Raw genomic sequence first — 24,180 nt, 5'->3', positions numbered from 1 at the left:
CGAGCCCCAGCACTATCAATCCCGGAATAAAAGGTGTGGTTATGGACAAGCATCACAATACCGGCGTCAGCCGCCGCAAGTTTCTCCGCAACGCAGGCGTGGTAGGCGCAGCCGGTGCGGTGGCCACGGTAGCGGCCGTGCCGCAGGGCACTGCCTTTGCGGACACGCCACAGCGCGCCAGCAAGCGACCTGATTGCGACTACGACGTGATCGTCATCGGCGGTGGCTTTGCCGGTATTACCGCCGCCCGCGACTCGATGAAGAACGGCTACAAGACCCTGGTCCTGGAAGCACGCAACCGTCTTGGCGGGCGCACCTTCAGCAGTGAGTTCGCCGGCCACAAGATCGAACTGGGTGGCACCTGGATTCACTGGACGCAACCGTTCGTGTGGAGCGAGGTACAACGCTACGGCCTCAAGCTCAAGGAAACCCCCGAACCGTTCGTTGAAGACCAGCAGACCATCTACGTGCTTCATGAGGGCAAGCGGGTCGAGCTCAAGGGGCAAGACCTGGTAACCGTCGCCCAGGCGGTAAACGCCTACTTCGCGGAAGGCCGCAAACTCTGGGAGCGCCCTTACGACGCCAAGCACACCTGGAGCGAGCTGCTCGCCGTCGACAGCATGACCGCCGCCGACCGCTATGCCCAGCTCAAGCTCACCCCGTTGCAACGCACGATCGTCGATGCCTATGTCGCCGGCGCTGCACACACCACCAGCGATCGCGCTTCTTACGCCGATGCTGTGCGCTGGTGGTCGTTGCCGGGCTGGGACCTGTCGTTGTTCGTCGACTCCCTGGGCCACTACACCTTCAAGGACGGCACCGTCAGCCTGATCAACGCCATGGTCGACGACGGCAAGCCGCAGGTACGCCTGTCTTCGCCGGTCACAAAGGTGGTCGAGCAAGGCGACCGCGTGCTGGTGACCACCCAGCAAGGCGATACCCTGTCGGCGGGCGCGGTGATCGTCGCGGTGCCGATGAACGTGCTGCCGCGCATCGCCTTCACTCCCGCGCTCGACCCGGCACTGGTGGAGGCCGCCAAGGAAGGTCACAGTGGCAGCGGGATCAAAGTGTTCGTTCGCACCAAAGGCAAGCTGCCAACCGAGGGCAAACTGCTCGGCATCGCCGACTCGAAACAGCCGCTTAACCTGTTGGTTACCTACGCCAAGGCTGAAGACCACACCATTTTCGTGGGTTTCGGCAGCGACCCGGAAAAGCTCGACATTCAGGACAAAGACGCGGTGCAACAGGTGGTCAGTCAGTTCTTCCCGGGCATGGAAGTAGAAGCCTGCTACGGCTATGAGTGGACACTCGACCCCTATTCCAAGGGCACCTATTGCAGCTACAAGCCCAACTGGCTGGGCAAATATTACGACCACTTCCAGAAGGACCGCGGCCGGGTGATCTTCGGCCAGGGCGACCATGGCGAAGGCTGGCGCGGCTTCATCGATGGCGCCATCGCTGCCGGCGGCCAGGCCGCCAAGCGCACGCAGAAGCTGCTCGGCTGATAGCCCGGAAAGCCTGCCGATAGCCGCGCCCCGGCTATCGGCTAGTGCTGGATCTGCTGGCGGTACTCACGCGGCGTCAGCCCGGTCCAGCGCCGAAATGCCCGGGTAAACGAGCTGGCCTCGTTGTAGCCCAGCTGCATCGCAATTTCGGTAAGGCTCAACGACGATTGGCGAACCAGTGTCATGGCCCTGGCCTGGCGTACGTCTTCGACCAGTTCGTTGAACTCCACGTTCAGTTCGCTGAGCCGTCGCTGCAGGGTGCGTTTGCTCATGCACAGCTGTGACGCCACTTCCTCCAGCCCGACCTTGCCGCCCTTCAGATCGGCCTCGATGGCCAGGCTGATCTGCATCGACAGGTCGCTGTCGGCAAGCCGCCGCCTGCGCTCCTGCTCAAGCCCCGGCAGCAACGCCTGAAACAACCTGGGGTCCGCCGTGACCAATGGCGCGTCGAGCATCGCCGCCGGCCAGACCAGTACATTGCCGGGTTGATCAAAACGTATCGGGCACTGGAAGGCCTGGCGGTGCTGGGTGATGTCGGCCGGTTGCGGGTGGACGAAGTCGACCCGAACAGGGGCAAAACGATCACCCGTGTAGGCTCTCAGGCGGGTGAACAACACCGCCATGGCGTACTCGGCATCCTGGCGACGCTCGGTGATACTGGGGTCGGTGAGGCGATAGCACATTTCCAGCAGGTTGCCGCGCAGCTGCCAGGTAAACTCGTTGGCCTGGGCGTGAACCACCATGTAGCGCGTGACGAACTCCAGCAAGGCACGCACGCTCGCAGCGCTGCGCGCCGCGTGCCCGAAGCCACCCAGCAGGCTGGCTTGAGGCGCCTCACCTGGCAGGCCCAGCCCGAGGTGCAAACCCAGGTCAGGGTCCGTATGCGCCGCCGTAATTTCCAGCAACGCGGTGTATTTACTCAACGGGATGATCGCGTCGGGGCGTTCAAGCACTTCCGAAGACAAGCCCGCCAGACCGAGAAACGGCCGAAACACCTCGGCATACCGCAACAGCAAGGCTTCGGCGTAAACGGTGTAGTTCAAGCGGGCCATCGTCGTTGCGCTCCTAAACGGCTCATCTTCACCTTGTCGGCTCGATGTATTTTTTTGTGACAATGCCACGGTCCGGCGCAGATTGCACTGGGCAGGCAACCGCTGCGTGAAACGGCGCCCAATGACAAAAGACTGGCACCTGAGGGCAAGCATACAATTGCGCTCTGCAGGACTGTGCAGCGGACCTTTCACGCCGCTACGGAGTGCCCATGAAACATCGACTGCCCTGCCTGCTGCTCGGCGTGCTGCTGAGCCTGCCCTGCCTGGCCATGCCTGCAAAACCCAACATTGTCCTGATCATGGTCGACAACCTCGCCTATGGCGAACTGGGTGCCTATGGCGGCGGCGTGCTGCGCGGTGCCGAGACGCCGCGCATCGACACGCTTGCCAGCGAAGGCATGCGCCTGACCAACTTTAACGTCGAGCCCCAGTGCACGCCGTCACGTTCGGCGCTGATGACCGGGCGCTTCCCGATCCGTTCCGGGACGTCCAGGGTACCTGGCGGCGGCGCAGCAGACGGCTTGACCTTGTGGGAGGTGACACTCGCCGAACTGCTCGCAGGCCGCGGCTACGCCACCGGTATCTGGGGCAAGTGGCACCTGGGCAGCAGCGATGCGCGACTGCCGACGCAACAGGGTTTCGATGAGTTCTATGGCGTGCCACGGACCTACGACGAAGCCATGTGGAGTCATGCCGATGACACCCACAGTCTGTGGCCGGCCATCGGCAGCAAGCAAGGCTGGGACGAGCAACTGGTGCCGCCTCAATCCATCTATGACGCCCGTCGGGGTGAAGCGCCACGCAAGGTGAAAACCCTGAACCTGGCCAGCCGCCGCACCCTCGACGAAGAAATAGCCGATCGGGCAAGCGCCTTCATCAAGCGCAATGCCGACAGTGGCACGCCATTTTTCGCCTTCATCTCGTTCTCGCTGATGCACATGCCCACCCAGCCGAACCCGGCATTCGCCGGCAAAACCGGCAACGGCTCGTGGGCCGACGCCCTGGCAGAAATGGATTACCGCACCGGGCAACTGCTCGACACCCTGACGGCCGCTGGCGTCGCCGACAACACCCTGGTGATCTTCACCAGCGACAACGGGGGTGAAGCGGTGCAACCGTGGGCCGGCGCCAACGGTCCGTGGCGCGGCACTTACTTCACCGCGATGGAAGCCTCGTTGCGTGCCCCCTTCATCCTGCGCTGGCCAGGCCACTCACCCCGCGGAAAAGTCAGCAACGAGGTCGTACACATCGTCGACCTGTACACCACCCTGGCCCATGCTGGCGGCGCGCAAATACCCACGGACCGGGCGGTGGATGGCGTCGATCAGCTGGACTATTTCAGCGGCAAACAGCCGAACTCCAACCGCGAGGGCTTCCCGGCCTACGTCGCTGACCGCTTGCAGGCGGTCAAGTGGCGCAACTGGAAGCTGCATTTCTATCAGCAGGAAAGCATGTTCGATCCTCCGCTTCAGCTCTCGGCGCCGCGGCTCTACAACCTGCTGACCGACCTGCGTGAGGAGCAGAACGTAATCATCGAGAACTCCTGGGCGTTGCACCCGATGATGCGCATCGTTGCTGACTTCAAGGGTAGCCTCAAACAGTACCCGCCGATCGAGCCCGGCACGCCGGATCCCTACACCCCGCCCCGTTAACCCTCTCCCCGCCATCGATTGGCACGCCATGACAAGTCACTGGCGTGCCACGACGATTCAAAAAACGCTGCCGCTGCCACTTTAACGCTCCCGCAACGTGCACCCTTAAGGAACGTTCATGCAGCCCCTTCTCCGCCCATTGGTCGCCGCCACCGCGCTGACCCTGAGCTTTACCGCCCTGGCCGCCGAGTGCGATGCCGTGGCTGGCCAACAGCTTTTCCAGACCAAATGCAGCGCCTGCCATGCCCTGGACAGTGACCGCGTCGGCCCGCACCTGGCCGGCGTGGTCGGGCGACCGGTCGGCTCGGTGCCGGGTTTTACCTACTCCAGTGACCTGGCGGGCGCCAAGCGCGCGTGGAGCCCGGAAATGATCGACCAGTGGCTTACAGCCCCCGCCCGGCTGTTCCCGGAAACGACCATGGCCTTTGGCGGCCTGCGCAAGGTTGAAGAACGCCAGGCCGTGCTGTGTTTTTTGCAACAGCACAGCTAACCCCCAGCAGCAATCGCGCAGCAGTCTGAACCGGCAAGCGCACTCGCAGGCTTGCCAAGGTGACAATAACAATAAGGAAACACCCCGTGCGCAACACCCATGTGCAGCGTTATGTGCTGGCCACAGCCTTGTCGGCCAGCCCCTTCACCGCGACATTCGCCGCCGCATTCACCGTCGGTGAGCTGCAGGGCCAGTTCGACTCGGCCTTGTCCATCGGCACCAGCTGGTCCACCCAGAGCGCCAGCAACAAGCTGATTGACACCAGCAACGGCGGCAGCGGCTTTTCCTCGTCTGGCGACGACGGCCGCCTGAACTTCAAGAAAGGCGAAACCTTCTCGAAGATCTTCAAGGGCGTTCACGACCTGGAGCTGAGCTACGGCGATACCCGGGCTTTTGTGCGCGGCAAGTACTGGTATGACTTCGAGCTCAAGGACGAGAACCGGCCGTTCAAGCCGGTCAGCGACGATGGCCGGGAAATGTCGGCGCGCTCTTCGGGTTCGCAGATCCTCGATGCCTTCGTCTCGCAACGCTACGAGCTGGCCGAGCACCCGGGCGACGTGCGCCTGGGCAAGCAGGTGGTGAGCTGGGGTGAAAGCCTGTTCATCGGCAACTCGATCAACTCGATCAACCCCCTCGACGTCGCCGCGTTGCGCCGCCCCGGCGCCGAGCTCAAGGAGGGGCTGATCCCGGTCAACATGTTCTATATCTCCCAGGGCATCTCCGACAACCTGAGCCTCGAGGCGTTTTACCAGTTGCAATGGAAGCCCTATGCCCTGGACAACTGCGGCACCTTCTTTGGCGCCGACCCCGTGGCCAAGGGCTGTAACAACAACCTCAACGGCGGCCTGGCGGGCGTCGCGCCACTGGAGCCGATAGCCGCCGCTGCAGGGCTGGGCTTTGGCATCAGCAACCCGGAAGGCGTGATCGTGCGCCGCGAAAAGAACAACGACCCGCGCGACAGCGGCCAGTACGGCATGGCCTTGCGCTGGCTGGGCGATGGTGTCGAGTACGGCGCCTACTACATCAACTACCACTCCCGCGCACCGCGCTTCAGCCTGCGTACGGCCAGTGGCGTCACTGACTTCATCAACAATGATCCGGGCTTCGCCGCACTCGATCCCGACCTGCAGTTCGCCCTTGGCCTGGCAACCGGCGCGGGCAATACCAGTTACTTCCTCGATTACCCGGAAGACATCCACCTGTATGGCGCCAGCTTCGCCACCGAGCTACCGACCGGCACGGCGTGGAGCGGCGAGATCAGCTACCGGCCCAACACGCCCGTCGGCATCAACACGGCCGACCTCTTCGGCGGTGCATTGAACCCCACCTTCCGCGCGCTGACTGGCGCCGATGTCGAACCGACCGTGCCGGCCGAGGAAGGCCAGGTGTTGCAAGGCTGGCGGCGCAAGGAAATGACCCAGGCGCAGACCTCGTTCCTGCATGTGTTCGATCCGGTGCTGGGCGCCACCTCGCTGAGCCTGGCGGCGGAATTCGGCCTGACCCACATCGGTGGCCTGGAATCGCTCGACAAGCAACGCTACGGCCGCGACTCGGTCTACGGCGACATCACCCAGGGCAGCCGTCACGGTTACTACACCGCCAACTCCTGGGGTTATCGCGCCTTCGCCAACCTCAAGTACAGCGACGTGTTCGCCGGGGTCAACCTGGTGCCCAACCTGTTCTGGTCGCATGACGTCGACGGCTACGGGCCAGTGTTCAACGAGGGCGCCAAGTCCGTCGGCCTGGGCCTGGATGCCGACTACCGCAACACCTACACCGCCAGCATCAGTTACACCAACAACTTCGGCGGCGATTTCAACACCGACATCGATCGGGATTTCGTCGCGCTCAGCGTCGGCGTGAACTTCTAACCATGCTCAGGAATACGTTCATGAAATCCACTTTCCCCAAAGGTTGCATCCTTGCCTTGAGCCTGCTGGCCAGCCAGGTAATGGCCGCCGTCCCGGCTGACGAAGCTGCCCGCCTGGGTACCACCCTGACGCCCCTGGGTGCGCAAAAAGAAGCCAACGCCAATGGCAGCATTCCGGCCTGGACCGGGGGGCTGCCCAAAGACGCCGGCAAGGTCGCGGCCAGCGGTTTCCTTGCCAACCCGTTTGCCGGCGAAAAGCCGCTGTTTGTCATTACCGCCAGCAACGCCGAACAATACCGGGACAAGTTGACCGACGGTCAGATGGCCCTGTTCAAGCGCTACCCGAACACCTACCGCATGCCCGTTTACCCTACCCACCGCAGCGCTACCGTGCCTGCGGGCATCATGGACGCGGCACGTAAGAGTGCCGTGCAGGTGCAGGAAACCAACAACGGCGATGGCCTGAGCAACTTTGAAAAAAGCGGCTACTACGCGTTCCCCATCCCCAGGAACGGCGTAGAAGTGCTGTGGAACCACATTACCCGTTATGTGGGCGGCAACTACAAGCGCAGCTATATCCAGGTCACTCCGCAGGAAAACGGTGCCTACACCCCGGTGCGCTTCGAGGAAGAGCAGGTTTACCCGGAGCAGATCGCCGACTTCCCGCCCGAGCGCAAAGGCAGCATCCTCTACATGGTCAAGCAGCGGGTCACCGCGCCGGCTCGCCTGGCCGGTACCGCCGTGCTCGCCCACGAGACCGTCAACCAGACCGTCGAGCCGCGCCTGGCCTGGGTATACAACGCCGGTCAGCGTCGCGTACGGCGGGCACCGCAAATTGCCTACGACGGCCCGGGCACAGCCTCTGATGGCCTGCGCACCGCCGATAACCTGGACATGTTCAACGGCGCCCCGGATCGCTACGAATGGACCCTGGTGGGCAAAAAAGAGCTGTATATCCCCTACAACAGCTATGAACTGGAGTCGCCGACACTCAAGTACGACGATATCGTCCAGGCCGGGCACATCAATCCTGATCACACCCGCTACGAACTGCACCGGGTCTGGGAAGTGGTGGCGACGCTAAAGCCGGGCAGCCGCCATGTGTACTCCAAGCGCCACATGTACCTGGATGAAGACACCTGGCAGCTCGCCGAAGTCGACCACTATGACGGTCGTGGCCAACTGTGGCGTGTCGCCGAAGGCCATGCGCTGTTCAATTACGCGCAACAGACCTCTTACCTGGCGGTGGAAACGCTGTACGACCTGATGTCCGGACGTTACCTGGCACTGGGCATGCGCAACGAAGAACCGAGCACCACGCAGTATGGCCAGGTGGCGAAGTACTACGACTTCACCCCGGCGGCCTTGCGCACCGACGGCCTGCGCTGAATCAAGCAGCATTCAGCGTGAACTGAACGGGGCGTCGACATGACGCCCCGTTCGGTTTTCAGCGCTTATGCGTGCCGTGCGCGGCCAGTCGCTCACCCAGGTAGTCGATCAGCGCCTTGACCTTGGGCAGGTTCTCCCGGCTCTTGAGCCATATCAGGTTCATCGGCAAGCCATCGGTGGCGAGGTCCGGCAGCACTTCGATGATCGCGCCCGACTGCAGGTGCTGGTGCACCAGCCAGGTCGGCAGCTGGCCAATGCCATGCCCGGCCAGCACCGCGTCGACCTCTGCCTGACCATCGCCTACTGCCATCCGCGTGTGCACCACCCGACGCTCCATTTCACCCGGCAGTTCGCCCTTGAAGAACCACGGCCCTACCAGCCCGTCGCTTTGCAGGTAGCCAATGCACTGATGCTGTTCAAGGTCACGCTCCGTGGTGGGAACGCCATGCACTTTCAAATACTGCGCAGACGCACAGAAGGTCAGGCGCTGCGCACCAAAGTACTGATGCCCCAGCGCGGCAGGCCAGGCGTCTGTGCCGCCGATTCTGACGACAATGTCGATGCCGTCGTGCAGCGGATCGACGAAGCGGTCGGAGAACGATATATGCGGCTGCAGCAACGGGTGCTTCTCGATGAACTCGAGAATCAGTGGCAGCACATGCAGGCGCCCGTACGACGCCGGAAGATCGATGCGGATGCGCCCATGGGGCTCGCTGCATTCGCTGGCGATGGCCAGCTCGGCCTCTTCCAGGTCTGCCAGCACGGCGGTACAGGTGCGGTAAAAGGTGGTGCCCGCTTCGGTGAGGGCCAAACGGCGCGTGGTGCGGTTGAACAGCCGGGTACCGATGCGTTGCTCCAGGCGGGCGATGCCCTTGCTGATGGCCGAACTGGTCAGGCCAAGGCGTTCCGACGCTGCAGTAAAACTGCCCAGGTCGGCCACCATGACGAACACGTCGATGCCTTTGAGGCGCTCGGAAGAATACACGTCAGACTCCGCTATTGATGAATTTAATTCCTGACACTTGGTAATTTTCTCCTCAGATCAATTGCAGATTCTTCAATATCCTAGTGGAAAGGCATTCTGACGCAAAGCGGCAATCGCCCCTATTCCAACCGATACACTTGATGGAATCTCACGCATGAGCTTGTTCGAAACGTTCAAACTAGGTAACGACGTACTCAGCAACCGTTTTGTCATGGCGCCAATGACCCGTTCACGGTCGCCTGACGATATCGCCACTGTCGAAACTGCCCTCTACTATGCCCAGCGCGCCACCACAGGCCTGATCGTCTCGGAGGGCACACCGATCTCCCGTGAGGGCCAGGGCTACCTGTTCAACCCAGGGATCTACACCCCGGCGCAAATCGCCGGCTGGAAACTGGTCACTGATTCCGTGCACAGCGTCGGCGGCAAGATCTACGCGCAGCTCTGGCATGTCGGCCGGGTGTCGCACACCTCGATTCAGGAAGGCGGCAAGGCCCCTGTCAGCGCCAGTAGCAAGGTCGCCCAGGGCGCCGTTGCCTTTGGCTACGATGAACAGGGCAACCCGGGTTTTGTCGCCACCTCGGTTCCGCAACCCTTGAGCACCGCAGGCGTTGCCCGCGTGGTCCGGGACTTTGCCCAGGCGGCGGCCAATGCGATTGAAGCCGGCTTTGACGGTGTCGAAATCCATGGCGCCAATGGCTACATTGTCGAGCAGTTCCTCAACCCGCTGGTCAACGACCGTACCGACCAGTACGCCGCCGACACCCTGGAGAACCGCCTGCGCTTCGCCTTCGAAGTGGTCGACGCCGTGTGCGCGCGTATCGGCAAAGAGCGCGTGGGCATCCGTATTTCGCCTTACGGCCAGTTGATGGACATGCCGCTGTACCCCGAGATCGACGAAACCTATGCGGCGCTGTGCGCCGGGCTGGGTCAGCGCGGCATTGCCTATGTCCATGTCATGGACCAGACCAACTTCTTCCTCGCGGCTGAAAGTGCCCAGGTTCGCGATGAAGCGATCAAGAAGCTGCTGCAAAATTGCCGCAAGGATCTGGGCAACACTGCGCTTATTCTGGCCGGCGACCTGACCCTGGAACGGGCGCAGGCGCTGGTCGACAGCGGCCTGATCGACCTGCCCGGGTTCGGCCAGCCGTTCATTGCCAACCCGGACCTGGTCGCACGCCTGAAAAATGGCTGGCCGCTGACCCCGGCCGATCGCGACACCTACTACGGCGGCGGTATCAACGGTTACGTGGACTACGCGCCTTACCTCGGCTGATATCAGGTAAGCCAAGGGGCCTGTGACACAGGTACATTGCATTTTCAGCATCCCTGCAGGCCCTGTGGGAGCGGGTTTACCCGCGAAAACATGCAGCGCAAATTTCAGGAAGGTAGAACAAACATCACTTCCCTCCCGCCATCACCGGCCAGTGTGCACTGCCGATCAAAAACCAGTGCACTGCACGCCAAGCCAGCCCCGGGCTTGAGCACGTAGCTTTGTATCGTGGGTTAGACGTTCGTCCTGACCTCCACCTGAATAACAACAAGATTTCTGGTGACCCATGAGTACAGTAGATCCGATCACCCTGGCGGTGGTGCGCGGTGCGCTCGAAACCGCGCAGCGCGAAATGACCATCACCCTCGAAAAAACCGGGCGTTCCAGTGTTTTCAACCTGGCGCACGACTACTCCAACGCCCTCTTCGACCACCTCCCGGAAATGATCCTGCAGGGTCAGGACATCCCGATTCACCTGGGCTCGCTGATCCCGGCGATGAAATGCGTGGCCGGGTTCTTCGGCGATGACGTGCAACCCGGCGATGTGATCTACCACAACGACCCGGCCTATAACGGCAGCCATATCCTCGACTGCTGCATGTACAAGCCGGTGTTCTACCACGGTGAACTGGTGTTCTGGACCGTGTGCAAGGGCCACCTGACCGACATCGGCGGCCCGGTACCGGCCGGCTACAACCCCGACGCCAAGGAAATCTATGCCGAAGGCCTGCGCATTCCGCCGGTAAAGCTCTGGTCGCAGGGCAAGCGGCGTGAAGACGTGATCAACCTGCTGCTGACCAACATGCGCGCCCGCGCCTATCAGGAAGGCGACCTCAACGCCCAGTACGGCGCCTGCAACGTCGGCGAGCGGCACCTGCTCGAACTGCTTGACCGCTACGGCGTGGAACAGGTCCGTGCCTGCGTTGCCGAGCTCAAAGACATGGCCGACCGCCACATGCGCGCGTTGCTGCGCGATGTCCCCGACGGTGTCTACACCGGCACCGCCGTGCTGGAGGATTCGGGCCACGGCCTGGGCGAGTTGTCGATCACCGCTCAAGTCGAGATACGCGGCGACGAGGCGCATGTGCTGATCGAGAGCCCGCCACAAGTGCCCTACTTCATCAACTCCTATGCCGGCAACTCGGTATCGGGCGTGTACCTGGGGCTGATGATGTTTGCCCAGGTGCCCCCGCCCTACAACGAAGGGCTGTACCGCTGTGTGTCGGTCGACCTCGGGCCGCCGGGCACCTTGTGCAACGCCCGCGAGCCGGCGCCGCATGTCAACAGCACCACCACACCCATGGAGACCCTGGCCGACGCCGTGCGCAGCGCGCTGGAGCAGGCCGCGCCAGAGCGGGTCACGGCCTCGTGGGGGCACGCCAGCGGCATCAACATCGCTGGCCATGACCCGCGTAACAACAACGATGAATACGTGACCATGGTGCTCGCCTCGATCATCTCCGGCGCCGGCGCCAACAAGGCCATGGACGGTTGGCCGGCGTGCGGGCCGCTGTGCTGTTTCGGCGCGCTGATGTCCGGCGATATCGAACTGCTGGAGTACTCCTACCCGATCCTCATCCACCGCTACAGCCTGATGACCGACAGCGGCGGCGCGGGCGAATATCGCGGCGGCTCCGGGACGCGCATCGAGATCGAACCGTTGAACCATCCGATGACCGTGGTGGGCTTTGGCGAAGGCAGGCAACTGCCAACCTCCGGCGCGGCAGGCGCCACCAACGTCCTGCTCGAGCCCAAGCTCGGCCGCCTGATTCACCGCAAGCGCGACGGTGAGGAACAACACTTCATCCATAACGCACACATCACCGCGCAACCCGGTGAGCGGGTGATCAACATCAACCCCGGTGGCGGTGGCTACGGCAACCCGCTGCAGCGCCCGGTGGCCCAGGTGTTGAGCGATGTGCGCAACGGCCTGGTGTCGGTAGAAGGCGCCCGCCTGGAGTATGGCGTGGTGATCGACGACAGCGGTCAGGTCAATGACTCCGCCACCCACGCCTGCCGAACTTCGCGCTGACCTTCCCGGCCCCTACTCTGGAATCCCTGATCATGACCAAGCAACACTATCGCCTGGGTATCGACGCCGGCGGCACCTTCACCGACTTCATCCTCGCCGACCGCAGCGGCAACGTGCAGCTGTTCAAGGCACCCTCCACCCCGCAGGACGGCACCATTGCCATCCGCAATGGCCTGGCGCAAATCGCCGATGCCATTGGCCGCACACCCGCCGAGATCGTTGGCGACTGCGACCTGTGCATCAACGGCACCACGGTAGCGCTCAACGCGCTGATCGAAAAAACCGGGGTCAAGGTGGGCCTGCTGTGCACCGAAGGCCACGAAGACAGCCTGGAAATCCGCCTGGGCCACAAGGAAGACGGGCACCGCTACGATGCCGCCTACCCGCCGGCGTACATGCTGGTGCCGCGTCACCTGCGCCGGCCGGTCGGCGGGCGCATCCTCAGTGACGGCAGCGAATATGCCGCGCTTGACGAGCAGGCCGTTACCGATGCCATCGCCTACTTCCGTGAACAGAACGTCGCCGCCGTGGCCATTTCGTTCGTCTGGTCGGTGCGCAACCCGGCCCACGAACAGCGCGCCGCCGACATGGTGCGCGCCGCCTTGCCCGATGTCTTCGTGTGCACCGGCAATGAAGTGTTCCCGCAGATCCGCGAATACACCCGCACCTCGACCACGGTGGTCAATGCCTACCTGAGCCCGGTGATGGGCCGCTACATCGAACGGATCGACGCGCTGTTCGAAGAACTCGGCGCCCAGCAACCCACCCGTTACTTCCAGTCCAACGGCGGCCTGGCACCGGGCGTGGTCATGCGCGAACGCGCGGTCAATGCGATCAACTCCGGCCCTGCCTCGGCGCCGCAAGCGGGTTTGTGCGTAGCCCAGCCGTTCGGTATCGACAACGTCATCACCGTGGACATGGGCGGCACCTCGTTCGACATCACCCTGAGCAAGGCAGGCCGGACCAACTTCAGCAAAGACACCGACTTTCTGCGCTACCGCATCGGCGTGCCGATGATCCAGGTGGAAACCCTCGGTGCCGGCGGCGGTTCGATTGCCTACCTCGACGACTTCGGCATGCTCCAGGTCGGCCCGCGTAGCGCCGGGGCGAACCCGGGCCCGGTGTGTTACGGCAAGGGCGGCACCGAACCGACCGTCACCGACGCCAACCTGGCCCTGGGTTACCTGGCCGACGGCGCGTTACTTGGCGGCAGCATCCGCCTCAACCGCAAAGCCGCCATCGAGGCAATCCGCAATAAAATCGCCGAGCCGTTGGGTATCAGCGTTGAACGGGCGGCGATCGGTATCATTACCCTGGTCAACCTGAATATGGTCAGCGGCATTCGCCGGGTCTCGGTGGAGCGTGGCTATGACCCGCGCGACTTCGCCCTCATCGGCGCCGGCGGCGCGGCCGGTATGCACGTGATGCGCCTGGCAGAGGAAATCGGCAGCAAGGTGGTGCTGATCCCGAAAGTGGCCTCCGGGCTATGCGCCTATGGCCAGATTCTCTCGGACATCCGCTACGACCAGCTGACCAGCCTGCCAATGCGCCTGGACGACAACCTGGTGAACCTGCCGCTGCTCAACCAGACCTTGCGCGAACTGCGCGAGCGCGGCATGAGCAACCTGCGCGACGATGGTTTTGGCACCGACAACCACGTTGAATGCCTGTACACCCTGGAAATCCGTTACCTGGGCCAGGTGCACGAATGCAGTGTCGAGCTCAGCTGCGATCAGCTGGACGCCGCCGGGCTGGCCGCGTTGCGCGATGCCTTTCATACCCGGCACAAGGCATTGTTCTCCTACAGCGAGCCAGACAGCCCGGCAGAACTGGTCAACCTCGAGTGTTCGGTGATCGCGCGCCTGCAACGCCCGCCCATGCCAACGCTGCCAAGCCCTGAGGAAGCAACGGCGGCCAAGGCCAGTGGCGTGCGGCCCATGCTGTTCGATGCCCAGTCGCCCTGGCAGGACACCCCGGTGTACAACGGCGAGCGCCTGCACGCCGGGCAAACGGTAACAGGCCCGTGCGTGATCGAAGAACTGACCACCAACATTGTCGTGCCGCCGGGCTGGCAGGCGACCCTGGCACCGTCGGCCACCTACCGGCTGACGCCACAGGATTGACCACCCGCCGGCAATGACCAATGATGGCCAACCAGCGGTGCCGATGGCTTGTGCCTCGGCACCGTCCTCATAATAAAAACCATACGAGGACAGCCATGGCCCATCGACTCAGCACCCGTGCCTGGCCCGACAACCAGCGTCAGCCGCTGTGGGCGCAGGCCATTGCCAGTGCCTATTTCCCCCTGTCGCTGGAATTCTCGGCCAGTGATCGCTTCAGCGGCACCCTGCAAATCTGGGAAACCGCCAGCACGCCACTGACCTTGTCGCGCCTGCGCTCCAGCCAGCTGGGCTATTCGCGCAGCAAAGCCCAGGTCAGTGAAGACCGCGAAGCCTGTTACCTGGTCACCGTACCGCGGCGCAGTGAAGTGCATTTCGAGCAGGACGGTCGCGCGCTGCGTTGTCAGCCCGGTGGTTTCATCTTCGAACGGGGCGATGCGCCTTACCGCTTTCATTACTCCTGCGACAACGACCTGTGGGTGTTCAAGCTGCCCGAGCGCGCGCTGCACGGCCAATTGCGCGGTGCCGAGCGCTATACGCGGTTCAGCTTTGACGCCAAGCGTGCCCTGGGGCGAATCTTCGTCGACCAGCTGGCCATGTGCGCCGCGCGTTTTGACGAGTGCGCCGAACCGGTCCGGCACATGCTCCTGGAGCAAGCCCTGGCGACCCTGCTGATGGCCCTGCGCGACGACGAGCGCGTGCTCACCAGTGAAAGCTCAAACCTGGCGGCGATGCACCTGCAACGCATCGAACAGTATGTAAAGCAGCACTTGGGCAACCCCGACCTGGCCCCGCCGATGGTTGCCGAGGCCTGCGGTCTGTCCGTGCGTTACCTGCACAAACTCTTCAGCAGCACCCCGTACAGTCTCGGCGAGTGGATTCGTCAGCAACGCCTGCAAGCCGTCAACACCGCCCTCAACGACCCCAATTGCCGCCTGACCATCGGTGAGCTGGCGATGCGCTGGGGCTTCAGCGACCAGGCGCAGTTCACCCGCAGCTTTCGCCAACACTTTGGCTGCACCGCCAGCGAGGTGCGCAGCGGAGCAGCACGGCTGTCGGCGGGTCGTGCCTGAGGGCAGTTGCACAGGATCACATCGAGCGCTGCCCCAGCCACTCATCCAGTGCCGGCCACATACGCTTCTTCGCTGCCGGCCCCGCCACCAGGCTGACATGCCCCCCTGGCAGGATGATTTCCTGCTTGTCGGCTGAACCTGCGGCTGCCACCAGCGGCTGGGCACAGGCTGGCGGCACCAGGGTGTCGTGCTCGGCGATGATATGCAGCAAGGGCACGCGGACTTTCGCCAGGTCGACCGCTTGCCCGGCGATGCACAGGCCACCCTCGAGCAGGCTGTTCTTCCACATCAGTTCCTTGATGATCTGCCGGTAGTACTCGCCGGCCAGCGGCAAGGAATCGCGCCCCCAGCGCATCATCATGCGGTGGTTGCGCACATAGGCGTCATTCCACAGGTTGTCCCACAGGCGCAACTGCCCGGCGATGCGGCCAGCCGGGCGCTGCAGGTCAATCGCGTTCATGATCATCCCGGCGGGAATGATGCCCACCCTGTCGACCAGCCGATCGACCTCGAAATAGCGCTGATTGGCGATGCCCCGCGACCAGCTCATCTGCGACCAGTCCACCGGCGTGGTGAAGCACACCAGGTTTTTCAGCGGCCCGTCGGCATGCAGGGCGGCATATAGCGTCGACAACACACCGCCCATGCAGTAGCCGAGCAGCGTGACCTCTTCGACCCCGGCGTCTGCCTGTACCCGGCCAATGCAATCGGGAATGAAGTCGAGCACGTAGTCTTCGATGCGCAACTGCTGCTCGACCCGGGTCGGCGCGTTCCAGTCCATTACATAAATGTCGTAACCACGCCCGAGCAGGTACGCGATCAGGCTCTGGCGTTCGGCCAGGTCAAAGATGTAAGCCTTGTTGGTGGTCGCCATCACCAGCAGCAACGGCACCCGATACACGTCGCTGCAAGTCGCCTGATAACGGTACAGGCTGAGTGTGCCGCGACGATGCAGCAGTGTCCTGGGGGTGGTGCCGACCGCAGGACCCGGCGACCCGAGGTATTCCAGCCCCTTCACGCGACGTTTGATCATCCGCTCGACTTCAGTGCATAGCCGGCCTGTAAACGTAGGGCTTTTACCACGACCCGTATGAGTAGAAGCCATCATTCACTCCTCTTGTGCTGCAGGCGGGGTTACCGGTTTACGGGTTCTTTTCACCGGCTTTGTCGCCGCTTTCGCGACGTTTGGCGGTGGGCGCCGGGTACGCGTTGGTCGCAGCGCATGCGAAGGCTTGACGGGAGCGGGTGTCAATTGATCGAGCTTGTCTTCGATACGCTGCACGGCGCAGGCAAGCGCATCGACTTCAGTGCGACTGGGCAACTCCAGGCGCCGCAGGACACTGGCCAAAGAACGCTCCAGTACATGCTGCATACCCAAGGACACCTTGTTGAACTGGTTGGCCGCCTGGGCGAACTCGGCCGTCTCCATCTTGCGCGAAGCCAGCGAATTGATTTCGCCTTCGATCAGGGTGAGGGTTTCACGCCAGATCTGGAATGGATCAAACATCCCCACAGCAGTACTCCTTGGTCCGCGTCAGGTTTCTGGGAAGGTACGGTGAGCGACCCGCTGGTCCAGCCGGGCGACAAGGTGACGGCGCATCAAGGCCAGTGGCAGGCACAAGGGGCGCAACACCACCCGCGTGGTGCTGACTGCCGTGGGCGACACCTGGCGCAACAGCGTGCTGCTCCAGCGCTCGGTGGCGACCCAGGTCATCAGGCCCGATGTCGTCAACTCTGCGGTGGCCGCACTCAGCCCCGAAGGTCGCGCAACAGGTGAGTCGCTGATCTCCAGCGTGCGGTCCTGTGCCTGTTCGCCGCGAAACGCTGCGGCCAATGAATCGCCCATGCGCTGCAGGGCGTCGCGGCCAGCGCCGATAACGGCGTCAAAGTTAAGAAAGCCATGGAACTGGCCGGCGTAGTGCACCAGCTCCACCGCCACCCCGGCGGCACGCAGGCGTGCGGCGTAATCCAGGCCGTCGTCGCGGATAGGGTCGAAACCGGCACTGATGATCACCGCCGGCGGCAGGCCGCCGAAGTTCTCGCTGCGCCGTGGTGACAACCAGGGGTCTAGCGGGTTGAGCGCCTCAAACGAGGCGGCAACGGTGTGTTTGATCTGCGCCAGCAGGGTCTCTGTGATCATGAAGCCTTGGGCATTTTCGACGAAGGAAGGAAACTCCTGCACAAGGTCAGTCGCCGGATACGCCAGCACCTGCAGGCACAACGCCGGGCCACCGTGGCTCACGGCGGCCTGGGCCACGGCTGCGCAAATATTGCCGCCAGCCGAATCACCGCCGATTGCCAGGCGCGCGGTGTCGATCCCCTGCGTAGCGCCGTGCTCGGCGATCCAGTGCAGCGCTGCCAGGCAGTCTTCGCGCCCTGCCGCCAGGTCATGTTCCGGGGCCAGCCGATAGCGCACGGCTATGCTGATGCAATCGGCGTTGCAGACAGTGCTGCGGCAGATCGATTCAGCAGTATCCAGGCCGCCGACGACAAACCCGCCGCCATGGAACCAGAGAAATGCCGGCAGCAGTTGATCACGCTGTTGCGGGGCAAAAATACGCAGTTCGATGGGCCCTGCCGGGCCCTCAATGACCACGTCGGTCACCGTCGCCACCCGCGGCTGCCGGCTCAGGGCCAGTGCCGTCAGGCGCCAGACCTCACGCAACTCGCGCAGTGAATAGCGTTCGACCGGACGCAGGCGCGTGGCCACATTAAGGATGCGCAGAAACGCGCGGGCATCGCGATCAGGCCGCTGCGCGCGGCGCACCAGCGGCATGCCGCTTACGTCACCTCGACCTGGTCTGGAGCGGTTACGACGTTTCGCTGCGGGTGGCTCGTGTGGCGCGGTCATTCACTGTCCCTCGGCTGAGTGCTGCCAACAGCCTATCGACAACCACCGGTGCAGCCCCCCACTCAGCTGGATGGGGGTGTACCCACCCCACCCTTCAAGCCAGGACCGTGCGCCCTGGCAGGAGCTGGTCTAGCATTACCAGACGTATCCGCCCCGCGCCGTTGGCGAATGCGCAATAGAGCAGCCGTTACCAGAACGCGTGCCCAGCAAGGACCCATTCATGAACTTCCCCGGTCGCGGGTTTTCCCTGCAGCTGCTCATCGCGTTGGCAATCATGCTCAGTACCCTGGTGCTCGGCGGCGTGCTTGCCTATCAGGGCTATCGCGGTATCGAACAAGCACTGGTGGCCGCTTCCGGCGACTCAGCGCACCAACTGAGCCGCACCATCAACGAACGCGCCCAGCGCCTGATCGACCCGGCACTCAGCTCGATCCGGCTGATGGCCTATGACCCCATCTCCCAGGCCAAAGACCTGCCCGAACGGCTGGAACGCTTGCCCTTGCTGGTCGCCAGCCTGAACGCCAACAAGATGCTCAGCGCGGTGTATGTCGGCTACCCGAACGGTGAATTCCTGCTGGTGCGGGTGTTGCGCGACGATTCGGTCAAGCAGCACCTGCAGGCACCACCCGGCTCGGCCTACCTTGTGCAGAGCATCAGCCTGGGCGAGAACGGCCAGTACCAGGGTGCATGGCGTTTCTATGATCCGCAGCTGGCGCTGCTCAAAAACGAGATAAAAGCCGATTACCGCTTTGATCCGCGCACACGGCCGTGGTTTTCCGGGAGCATGGATTCAACGACCACGGTGCTGACCAAACCCTATGTGTTCTTTACCACCCGTGAAATCGGCCTGACCTTGTCGCAGCGCAGTGTTGACGGCGCGGCGGTGCTGGGCATGGATGCTTCGGTCAATGACCTGGGCGGCGAGGTCGAAGACCTGCGCATGACCCCCGGCACCGAAATGGCCGTGGTCGACAGCGCGAGCAATGTGGTGGTTTATAACGATCTGCAGCGCGTGGTGGTGAAAGATGGCGAATCCCTTCGATTGTCACGTCTGAACGAACTGGGCGTGGAAAGCCTCGACTGGTTGTACGCCAATCCGGATGACGGTACCGGGCCCAAGCGCTTCCGGGCCGGGGGACAGGACTGGTATGGCATGCAGGTGCCGTTGTCGACCTTTACCCAGCACGATGTGCGGGTGCTGATCGCGGTACCGGCCAGCGAACTGCTGATGGGGGCACGGCAGGTACTGCTGGAGCAAGCGCTATGGGCCGGCGCATTGATCGCGCTGTTGCTGCTGGTCGGCTGGTACCTGGCCCGGCGCATTGGCCAGCCGTTGCAGGCACTGACCCAGCAGGTGCGCGGGCTGGCCAGTTTCGATTTCGGCCGGCCGGTGGGGGTGGAATCACGAATTACCGAAGTGCGCGAGCTCAGTCAGGTACTGGGCAGCATGTCGCGCACCATCAACAACTTCCAGGCAATCACCCTTACGCTCAGCCGCGAAACGCACCTGGACAACCTGCTCAGCAGCGTCCTCACCCAGTTGGTGGATGCGACCGCCGTCAGTGGCGGCGCGGTGTATCTGTATGGCGATGACGCCGACACCCTGCGCCTCACGGCGCACTGTCGCGGCGACCAATACCCCGCTGAGTTGCACCTGGCGGTCGATAGCGCCAGCGACCTGGACACCGCCGTGGCCCAGGCCCTGAACAGTGACGCGCAACACCTGGCAGTTGCCTTGAACGACCGCAGCGGGCAACTGCTGGGCTTGCTGGTGTTGCAGCTGGGGCCCACCCAGCAACAGGCCGGCGGTGTTCAGCAACCGTTTCGCCGGTTTGTGCAGGAACTGTCCGGCGCGGCGGCGGTGGCCATCGAGACGCGCCAGTTGATCGAGTCGCAGCAACGCCTGCTGGACGCCATCATCAAACTGCTGGCCGATGCCACGGATGCCAAGAGCCCTTACACCGGGGGCCACTGCCAGCGGGTGCCGCAACTGGCCGAGATGCTCATCGACAAGGTCATTGCCGCGCAAAGCGGCCCTTTTGCCCACTACACCATGAGCGAAATGGAGCGCTACGAGTTCAGGATCGCAGCGTGGCTGCATGATTGCGGCAAGGTCACCAGCCCCGAACACGTGGTCGACAAGGCAACCAAGCTGGAGACCCTGTACAACCGCATCCACGAGGTGCGCACCCGTTTCGAAGTACTCTGGCGCGATGCCGAACTGGATTACTGGAAAGCGATTGCAGCCGGCGACGATCCGCAGGCGGCGCAAGAAGCGCTCCAGCGTCGGCAGGCAGTACTGCAGGAAGAGTTCGCGTTTATTGCCAATGCCAATATTGGTGGCGAGTTCATGCGCGACGAGGACGTCGAGCGCCTTCAGCAGATCGGCGCCCGGCGCTGGTTCCGGCATTTCGACAACCGCCTGGGCCTGTCCCGTGATGAAGCCGAACGCCTGGCGGCGGTGCCGCCGACGACTTTGCCGGCAGAGGAACGATTACTCGCCGACCGGGCCGATCACCTGGTGCCCTGGGGCGAACGCAAGCCACCGGTCGACAAGCACGACCCACGTAACCTGTGGGGCTTCGACATGCGCCTGCCGGCGCAGGCCTACAACTTCGGCGAGCTGTACAACCTCGGCATTCGGCGCGGCACCCTGACCGACGAAGAGCGCTTCAAGATCAACGAGCACATCGTGCAGACCATCATCATGCTCAACACCTTGCCGCTGCCGCGCAACCTCAGGCGGGTGCCGGACATCGCCGGCAACCATCACGAAAAAATGGACGGCACCGGTTACCCGCGCCGCTTGCGTAAAGACGACATGAGCATTGCCGAACGGGTGATCGCGATTGCCGACATCTTCGAAGCACTGAGCGCCGCGGACCGGCCTTACAAACCCGCCAAGACCCTGTCCGAGTCCTTGAAGATCCTCAGTGCCATGGCCCGCGACCAGCACATTGATGCCGAACTGTTTCGGGTGTTTCTCGTCAGCGGCGTGTACCGAGAGTACGGCGAGCAGTTTCTGCGCCGCGAACAGCTGGATGAGATCGACATCCAGTCTTACCTGGCGGCATTGGATGAGGTGGCGGGGCTGTCACGCAATGTCAGTTGAGACAGCCAAGGTATCCAGGTCCCTACAGCAGGGTCAGCAGTCCACCCACAACCATCAGTTGCAAGGTCAGCGCAGCGGCCAGAATCAGCGGTTTGAGCCCCGCCTGACGCAGGTCGACCAGGCGTGTGCTGAACCCCAGTGCGGCCATCGCCGCCGCCAGCAACAGGTCGTCGAGGCTGACCAGTACCTGATGCAGGCGCTGATCCAGTGGCAGCCACGAATTGATCAGCATGCAGGCGATAAAGCCCAGTACAAACACCGGTACCGTGACCGACGTTGCGCCGTGGCCATGCTCGGCTTTGCGGTTCAACCACAAGCCCAGCCCCAGCAGAAAGGGTGCCAGCAGCAGTACCCGGATCAGCTTGGCCACCACGGCCGCCTCGGCGGCTTGCGGGTCCATGGCCTGCCCGGCAGCCACCACCTGCGCCACTTCATGCAGGGTTGCACCGGTAAAGATGCCAAAGCCATGGCTGTCGCCGAACAGGCCGGGCATCACCGTAAACAGCCAGGGGTACAGCAGCATGCCCAAGGTGCCAAACAGCACCACACAGGCAATCGCAATCGCGACCTGGTCATTGCGGGCCTTGACCACCCCGGCGCTGGCCAGAATTGCCGCAGCACCACAGATGGCATGGCCGGCACCAATCAACACGGCGGTGCCGCGTTCCATGCCCAGCACCCGGGTACCGAGCCAGATGGCCAGGCTGATGGTCGAAAGAATCAGCAGCGCGTCGGTGACGAACGCTTGCACACCCAGCGCCTGCACCTGCTGCACGGTCAGCCTGAAGCCATACAGCGCTACACCCAGGCGCAGCACAGGCTGCTTGCACAACTGCACGCCCGCCGCGGCGGCACGATGGACGGTGGCCGGCACCAGGTTGCCGATGGCCAACCCCAGCAGCATGGCCAGGGTCAAGGTGCCCACGCCACTGCCCTGCAACAACGGTGACGTCGACAGCCACATGGCCAGGGCTGCCAGGGCCAGGCTGCCGGTGACGCCGGTAAGCAGGCCATAGGGAAGCTGAGTACGACTGAGAACAAGCATAACGACACCTCGTTTGTGGTGACGTTAGCTTGCAATCTCTTATAACCTATATGAAGCTATATATTCTTATTGGTCATATCAGGAAAGCTGATATGCAGTGCCGAATTACCCTCAAACAGCTGGCTACCTTCGTTGCAGTCGCCGACCTTGGCAGCGTCACCCGTGCCAGCAAAGACCTGAGTCTGAGCCAGGCGGCGGCGAGCATGTCGCTGCAGGATCTCGAGCATCAGCTCGGCACGCGGCTGTTCGATCGCCATGGCAAACGCCTGGTGCTCAACGAACACGGGCGGCGTTTCTATCCCCACGCCAAGGCCACCCTGGAAGGCGCCCAGGAGGCCGAAACACTGTTCCAGCAGCAACTCACCTGCCACCTGCGCATCGGTGCCAGCACCACCATCGGTGCCTACCTGCTGCCGGAGCTGCTCGCCAGCTTCCTTGCGGCCGAGCCGCAGAGCCGCCTGGAGCTCAAGGTCGAGAACACCGAGCGCATTGTCGAATCGCTGTGCAACTTCACCATCGATGTCGGCTTTGTCGAAGGCCCGGTGCAGCACCCGGACATCGATGTACGGCCGTGGCGCGAAGACGAGCTGGTGCTGATTGCCGCCCCCGGCCACCCGTTGGCCCAGCAGGCCCGGCCCGACGCCCAGGCGCTGGCCACCGCCCGCTGGATTACCCGCGAACAGGGCTCGGGCACGCGCAACATGCTTGAGCACCTGATCGGCCCGTGGCTGGGCAGCCCGCAGCACTTGCTGGAAGTGTCCAACGGCGAAGCGATCAAGCACTGCGTGATCGCCGGCGCCGGCATTGCCTGCGTGTCACGGGTGATGGTGCGTGGTGAATTGGCCCTGGGGCAGCTGTGCACCCTGCCCTGCCCCAGCGGTCCGCTCAAGCGCACCCTGTACCGGGTGATCCACAAGGACAAGCAGCCAACCCGTGGCCTGGCACGTTTTCTCGAGTTCTGTCAGAGCCCGGTGTGATCGGGTCGGAAAGTTTGCGCTGACGGGCAGCGGCGCCAAATCGCGATGCCGTAGGCGTTTTCTGTCAGACCGTTCTGAATCATACTTCCGCCGCCGTTGCTCTGTTGTGCCGGGCTCTTCAGGGGCCTAGGCTGCTGTCGTCGTTGGAACATCCAGCGACCAGATTTAGCAGTCTGGGTATGACAGAGATCTACGGACACCGCTGTTATGGCGGTTGTGCGTGGGGCACCTTCGGGTGCGCCGGTTCTCTGTCACCGGTCTGCTAACCCACGCACAGCTGCCACCTTCGTTTAGCAGCGAGGGATGGTGGATTCACCGACAGAGGTTGACCATGAAGAAGCTTGTTCCCGATCCACCGAGTCTCGATCTTTCCAGCGCCACCACCGCCAGCACCCCGTTCGGCACCAACCACATGTTCACGGTCCGCGCCGGTATCTGCGCCGAAGAAGCCTTGCTCCACGCCTGCCAGCTGCTTCGCTATGCAGAGGCCACGGTGAGCGATGCCGTCGATCACCTCACCCTCAACGATCGTTCACTTGTCTCCAGCGCCGGTCAGCACATCGAGACCGCGCGTGCGCTGATCGACGCTGTGCTCGATGGTGTTGGCGTGAAGCGGATCTTCATCCCTCACTAGTCCACCGCACGGGCTGCAAACACCTTCGCCTGTGGGACCGCGGTGTACTTGCCATACAGCGTCATCACTCCTCTCAGACAAACACTCCCATAACAAAAAAACCGCTGCATCAGCAGCGGT

At 63.1% G+C, this 24,180-nt stretch carries 18 protein-coding genes; 12 read left to right on the top strand and 6 right to left on the bottom strand.

Annotated elements, in window-relative coordinates; translation table 11 throughout:
* The first annotated feature begins 41 nt into the window (after window positions 1-41).
* Window positions 42-1,505, top strand: coding sequence for a flavin monoamine oxidase family protein (locus DM813_RS27400; RefSeq protein WP_128326538.1), 1,464 nt, complete (start codon window positions 42-44; stop codon window positions 1,503-1,505).
* A gap of 41 nt (window positions 1,506-1,546) precedes the next feature.
* On the opposite strand, the gene qhpR is transcribed toward DM813_RS27400, so the two are convergent.
* On the bottom strand, window positions 1,547-2,557 hold the full coding sequence (gene qhpR, locus DM813_RS27395; RefSeq protein WP_128326537.1) for an AraC-like transcriptional regulator QhpR: 1,011 nt from the start codon (window positions 2,555-2,557) through the stop codon (window positions 1,547-1,549).
* A 209-nt stretch (window positions 2,558-2,766) separates the two neighbouring features.
* Here qhpR and DM813_RS27390 point away from each other — a divergent pair, with 209 nt between their 5' ends.
* The 4 genes from DM813_RS27390 (at window position 2,767) to DM813_RS27375 (ending at window position 7,958) form a co-directional block, all read left to right on the top strand.
* Window positions 2,767-4,209 carry an arylsulfatase gene (locus DM813_RS27390; protein ID WP_128326536.1) on the top strand — a complete coding sequence of 481 codons (1,443 nt, stop codon included), beginning with the start codon at window positions 2,767-2,769 and terminating at the stop codon, window positions 4,207-4,209.
* Between the two features lie 118 nt (window positions 4,210-4,327).
* Window positions 4,328-4,699: a c-type cytochrome gene (locus DM813_RS27385; protein ID WP_128326535.1), complete on the top strand. Its 372-nt coding sequence runs from the start codon at window positions 4,328-4,330 to the stop codon at window positions 4,697-4,699.
* An 86-nt stretch (window positions 4,700-4,785) separates the two neighbouring features.
* Entirely contained in the window at window positions 4,786-6,570 is a 1,785-nt protein-coding gene (locus DM813_RS27380) for a DUF1302 domain-containing protein (RefSeq protein WP_128326534.1), read from the top strand.
* Between the two features lie 20 nt (window positions 6,571-6,590).
* Entirely contained in the window at window positions 6,591-7,958 is a 1,368-nt protein-coding gene (locus tag DM813_RS27375) for a DUF1329 domain-containing protein (protein ID WP_128326533.1), read from the top strand.
* 58 nt (window positions 7,959-8,016) lie between these two features.
* On the opposite strand, the gene DM813_RS27370 is transcribed toward DM813_RS27375, so the two are convergent.
* On the bottom strand, window positions 8,017-8,943 hold the full coding sequence (locus DM813_RS27370) for a LysR family transcriptional regulator (protein ID WP_128326532.1): 927 nt from the start codon (window positions 8,941-8,943) through the stop codon (window positions 8,017-8,019).
* A 154-nt stretch (window positions 8,944-9,097) separates the two neighbouring features.
* Here DM813_RS27370 and DM813_RS27365 point away from each other — a divergent pair, with 154 nt between their 5' ends.
* From DM813_RS27365 to DM813_RS27350, 4 genes are all read left to right on the top strand, one after another.
* Window positions 9,098-10,219, top strand: a complete 1,122-nt coding sequence (locus DM813_RS27365; RefSeq protein ID WP_128326531.1) for an alkene reductase — start codon at window positions 9,098-9,100, stop codon at window positions 10,217-10,219.
* A 283-nt stretch (window positions 10,220-10,502) separates the two neighbouring features.
* Window positions 10,503-12,248 carry a caprolactamase subunit beta gene (capB, locus tag DM813_RS27360; RefSeq protein ID WP_128326530.1) on the top strand — a complete coding sequence of 582 codons (1,746 nt, stop codon included), beginning with the start codon at window positions 10,503-10,505 and terminating at the stop codon, window positions 12,246-12,248.
* A 32-nt stretch (window positions 12,249-12,280) separates the two neighbouring features.
* On the top strand, window positions 12,281-14,371 hold the full coding sequence (gene capA, locus DM813_RS27355) for a caprolactamase subunit alpha (protein WP_128326529.1): 2,091 nt from the start codon (window positions 12,281-12,283) through the stop codon (window positions 14,369-14,371).
* A gap of 95 nt (window positions 14,372-14,466) precedes the next feature.
* Window positions 14,467-15,441, top strand: a complete 975-nt coding sequence (locus DM813_RS27350) for a helix-turn-helix domain-containing protein (RefSeq protein ID WP_128326528.1) — start codon at window positions 14,467-14,469, stop codon at window positions 15,439-15,441.
* A 16-nt stretch (window positions 15,442-15,457) separates the two neighbouring features.
* On the opposite strand, the gene DM813_RS27345 is transcribed toward DM813_RS27350, so the two are convergent.
* The 3 genes from DM813_RS27345 to DM813_RS27335 all read right to left on the bottom strand — a co-directional run bounded on the left by DM813_RS27345 (window position 15,458) and on the right by DM813_RS27335 (window position 18,292).
* Window positions 15,458-16,474 (bottom strand): alpha/beta fold hydrolase, encoded by a 1,017-nt coding sequence (locus DM813_RS27345; RefSeq protein ID WP_128326527.1) that lies wholly within the window; start codon window positions 16,472-16,474, stop codon window positions 15,458-15,460.
* Window positions 16,475-16,549: 75 nt separating this feature from the next.
* Entirely contained in the window at window positions 16,550-16,948 is a 399-nt protein-coding gene (locus DM813_RS27340) for a hypothetical protein (RefSeq protein WP_128326526.1), read from the bottom strand.
* A 27-nt stretch (window positions 16,949-16,975) separates the two neighbouring features.
* The gene (locus tag DM813_RS27335; protein WP_128326525.1) at window positions 16,976-18,292 is read right to left on the bottom strand and encodes an alpha/beta hydrolase; all 1,317 of its coding nucleotides are present in this window, start codon (window positions 18,290-18,292) and stop codon (window positions 16,976-16,978) included.
* 220 nt (window positions 18,293-18,512) lie between these two features.
* On the opposite strand from DM813_RS27335, the gene DM813_RS27330 reads away from it, so the two are divergent.
* Window positions 18,513-21,404, top strand: coding sequence for an HD domain-containing phosphohydrolase (locus tag DM813_RS27330; RefSeq protein WP_128326524.1), 2,892 nt, complete (start codon window positions 18,513-18,515; stop codon window positions 21,402-21,404).
* A gap of 22 nt (window positions 21,405-21,426) precedes the next feature.
* Here DM813_RS27330 and DM813_RS27325 read toward each other — a convergent pair whose 3' ends face one another.
* Window positions 21,427-22,449 carry a YeiH family protein gene (locus tag DM813_RS27325; protein ID WP_128326523.1) on the bottom strand — a complete coding sequence of 341 codons (1,023 nt, stop codon included), beginning with the start codon at window positions 22,447-22,449 and terminating at the stop codon, window positions 21,427-21,429.
* Window positions 22,450-22,541: 92 nt separating this feature from the next.
* Here DM813_RS27325 and DM813_RS27320 point away from each other — a divergent pair, with 92 nt between their 5' ends.
* Complete coding sequence (locus DM813_RS27320) at window positions 22,542-23,426, top strand: LysR family transcriptional regulator (protein ID WP_128326522.1); 885 nt, start codon at window positions 22,542-22,544, stop codon at window positions 23,424-23,426.
* 331 nt (window positions 23,427-23,757) lie between these two features.
* Complete coding sequence (locus DM813_RS27315; protein ID WP_128326521.1) at window positions 23,758-24,060, top strand: DUF6124 family protein; 303 nt, start codon at window positions 23,758-23,760, stop codon at window positions 24,058-24,060.
* Window positions 24,061-24,180: the final 120 nt, after the last annotated feature.

Source organism: Pseudomonas alkylphenolica, from assembly GCF_004025535.1.
Classification (GTDB): domain Bacteria; phylum Pseudomonadota; class Gammaproteobacteria; order Pseudomonadales; family Pseudomonadaceae; genus Aquipseudomonas; species Aquipseudomonas alkylphenolica_A.
This window is presented reverse-complemented; position numbering and strand designations above follow the sequence as displayed.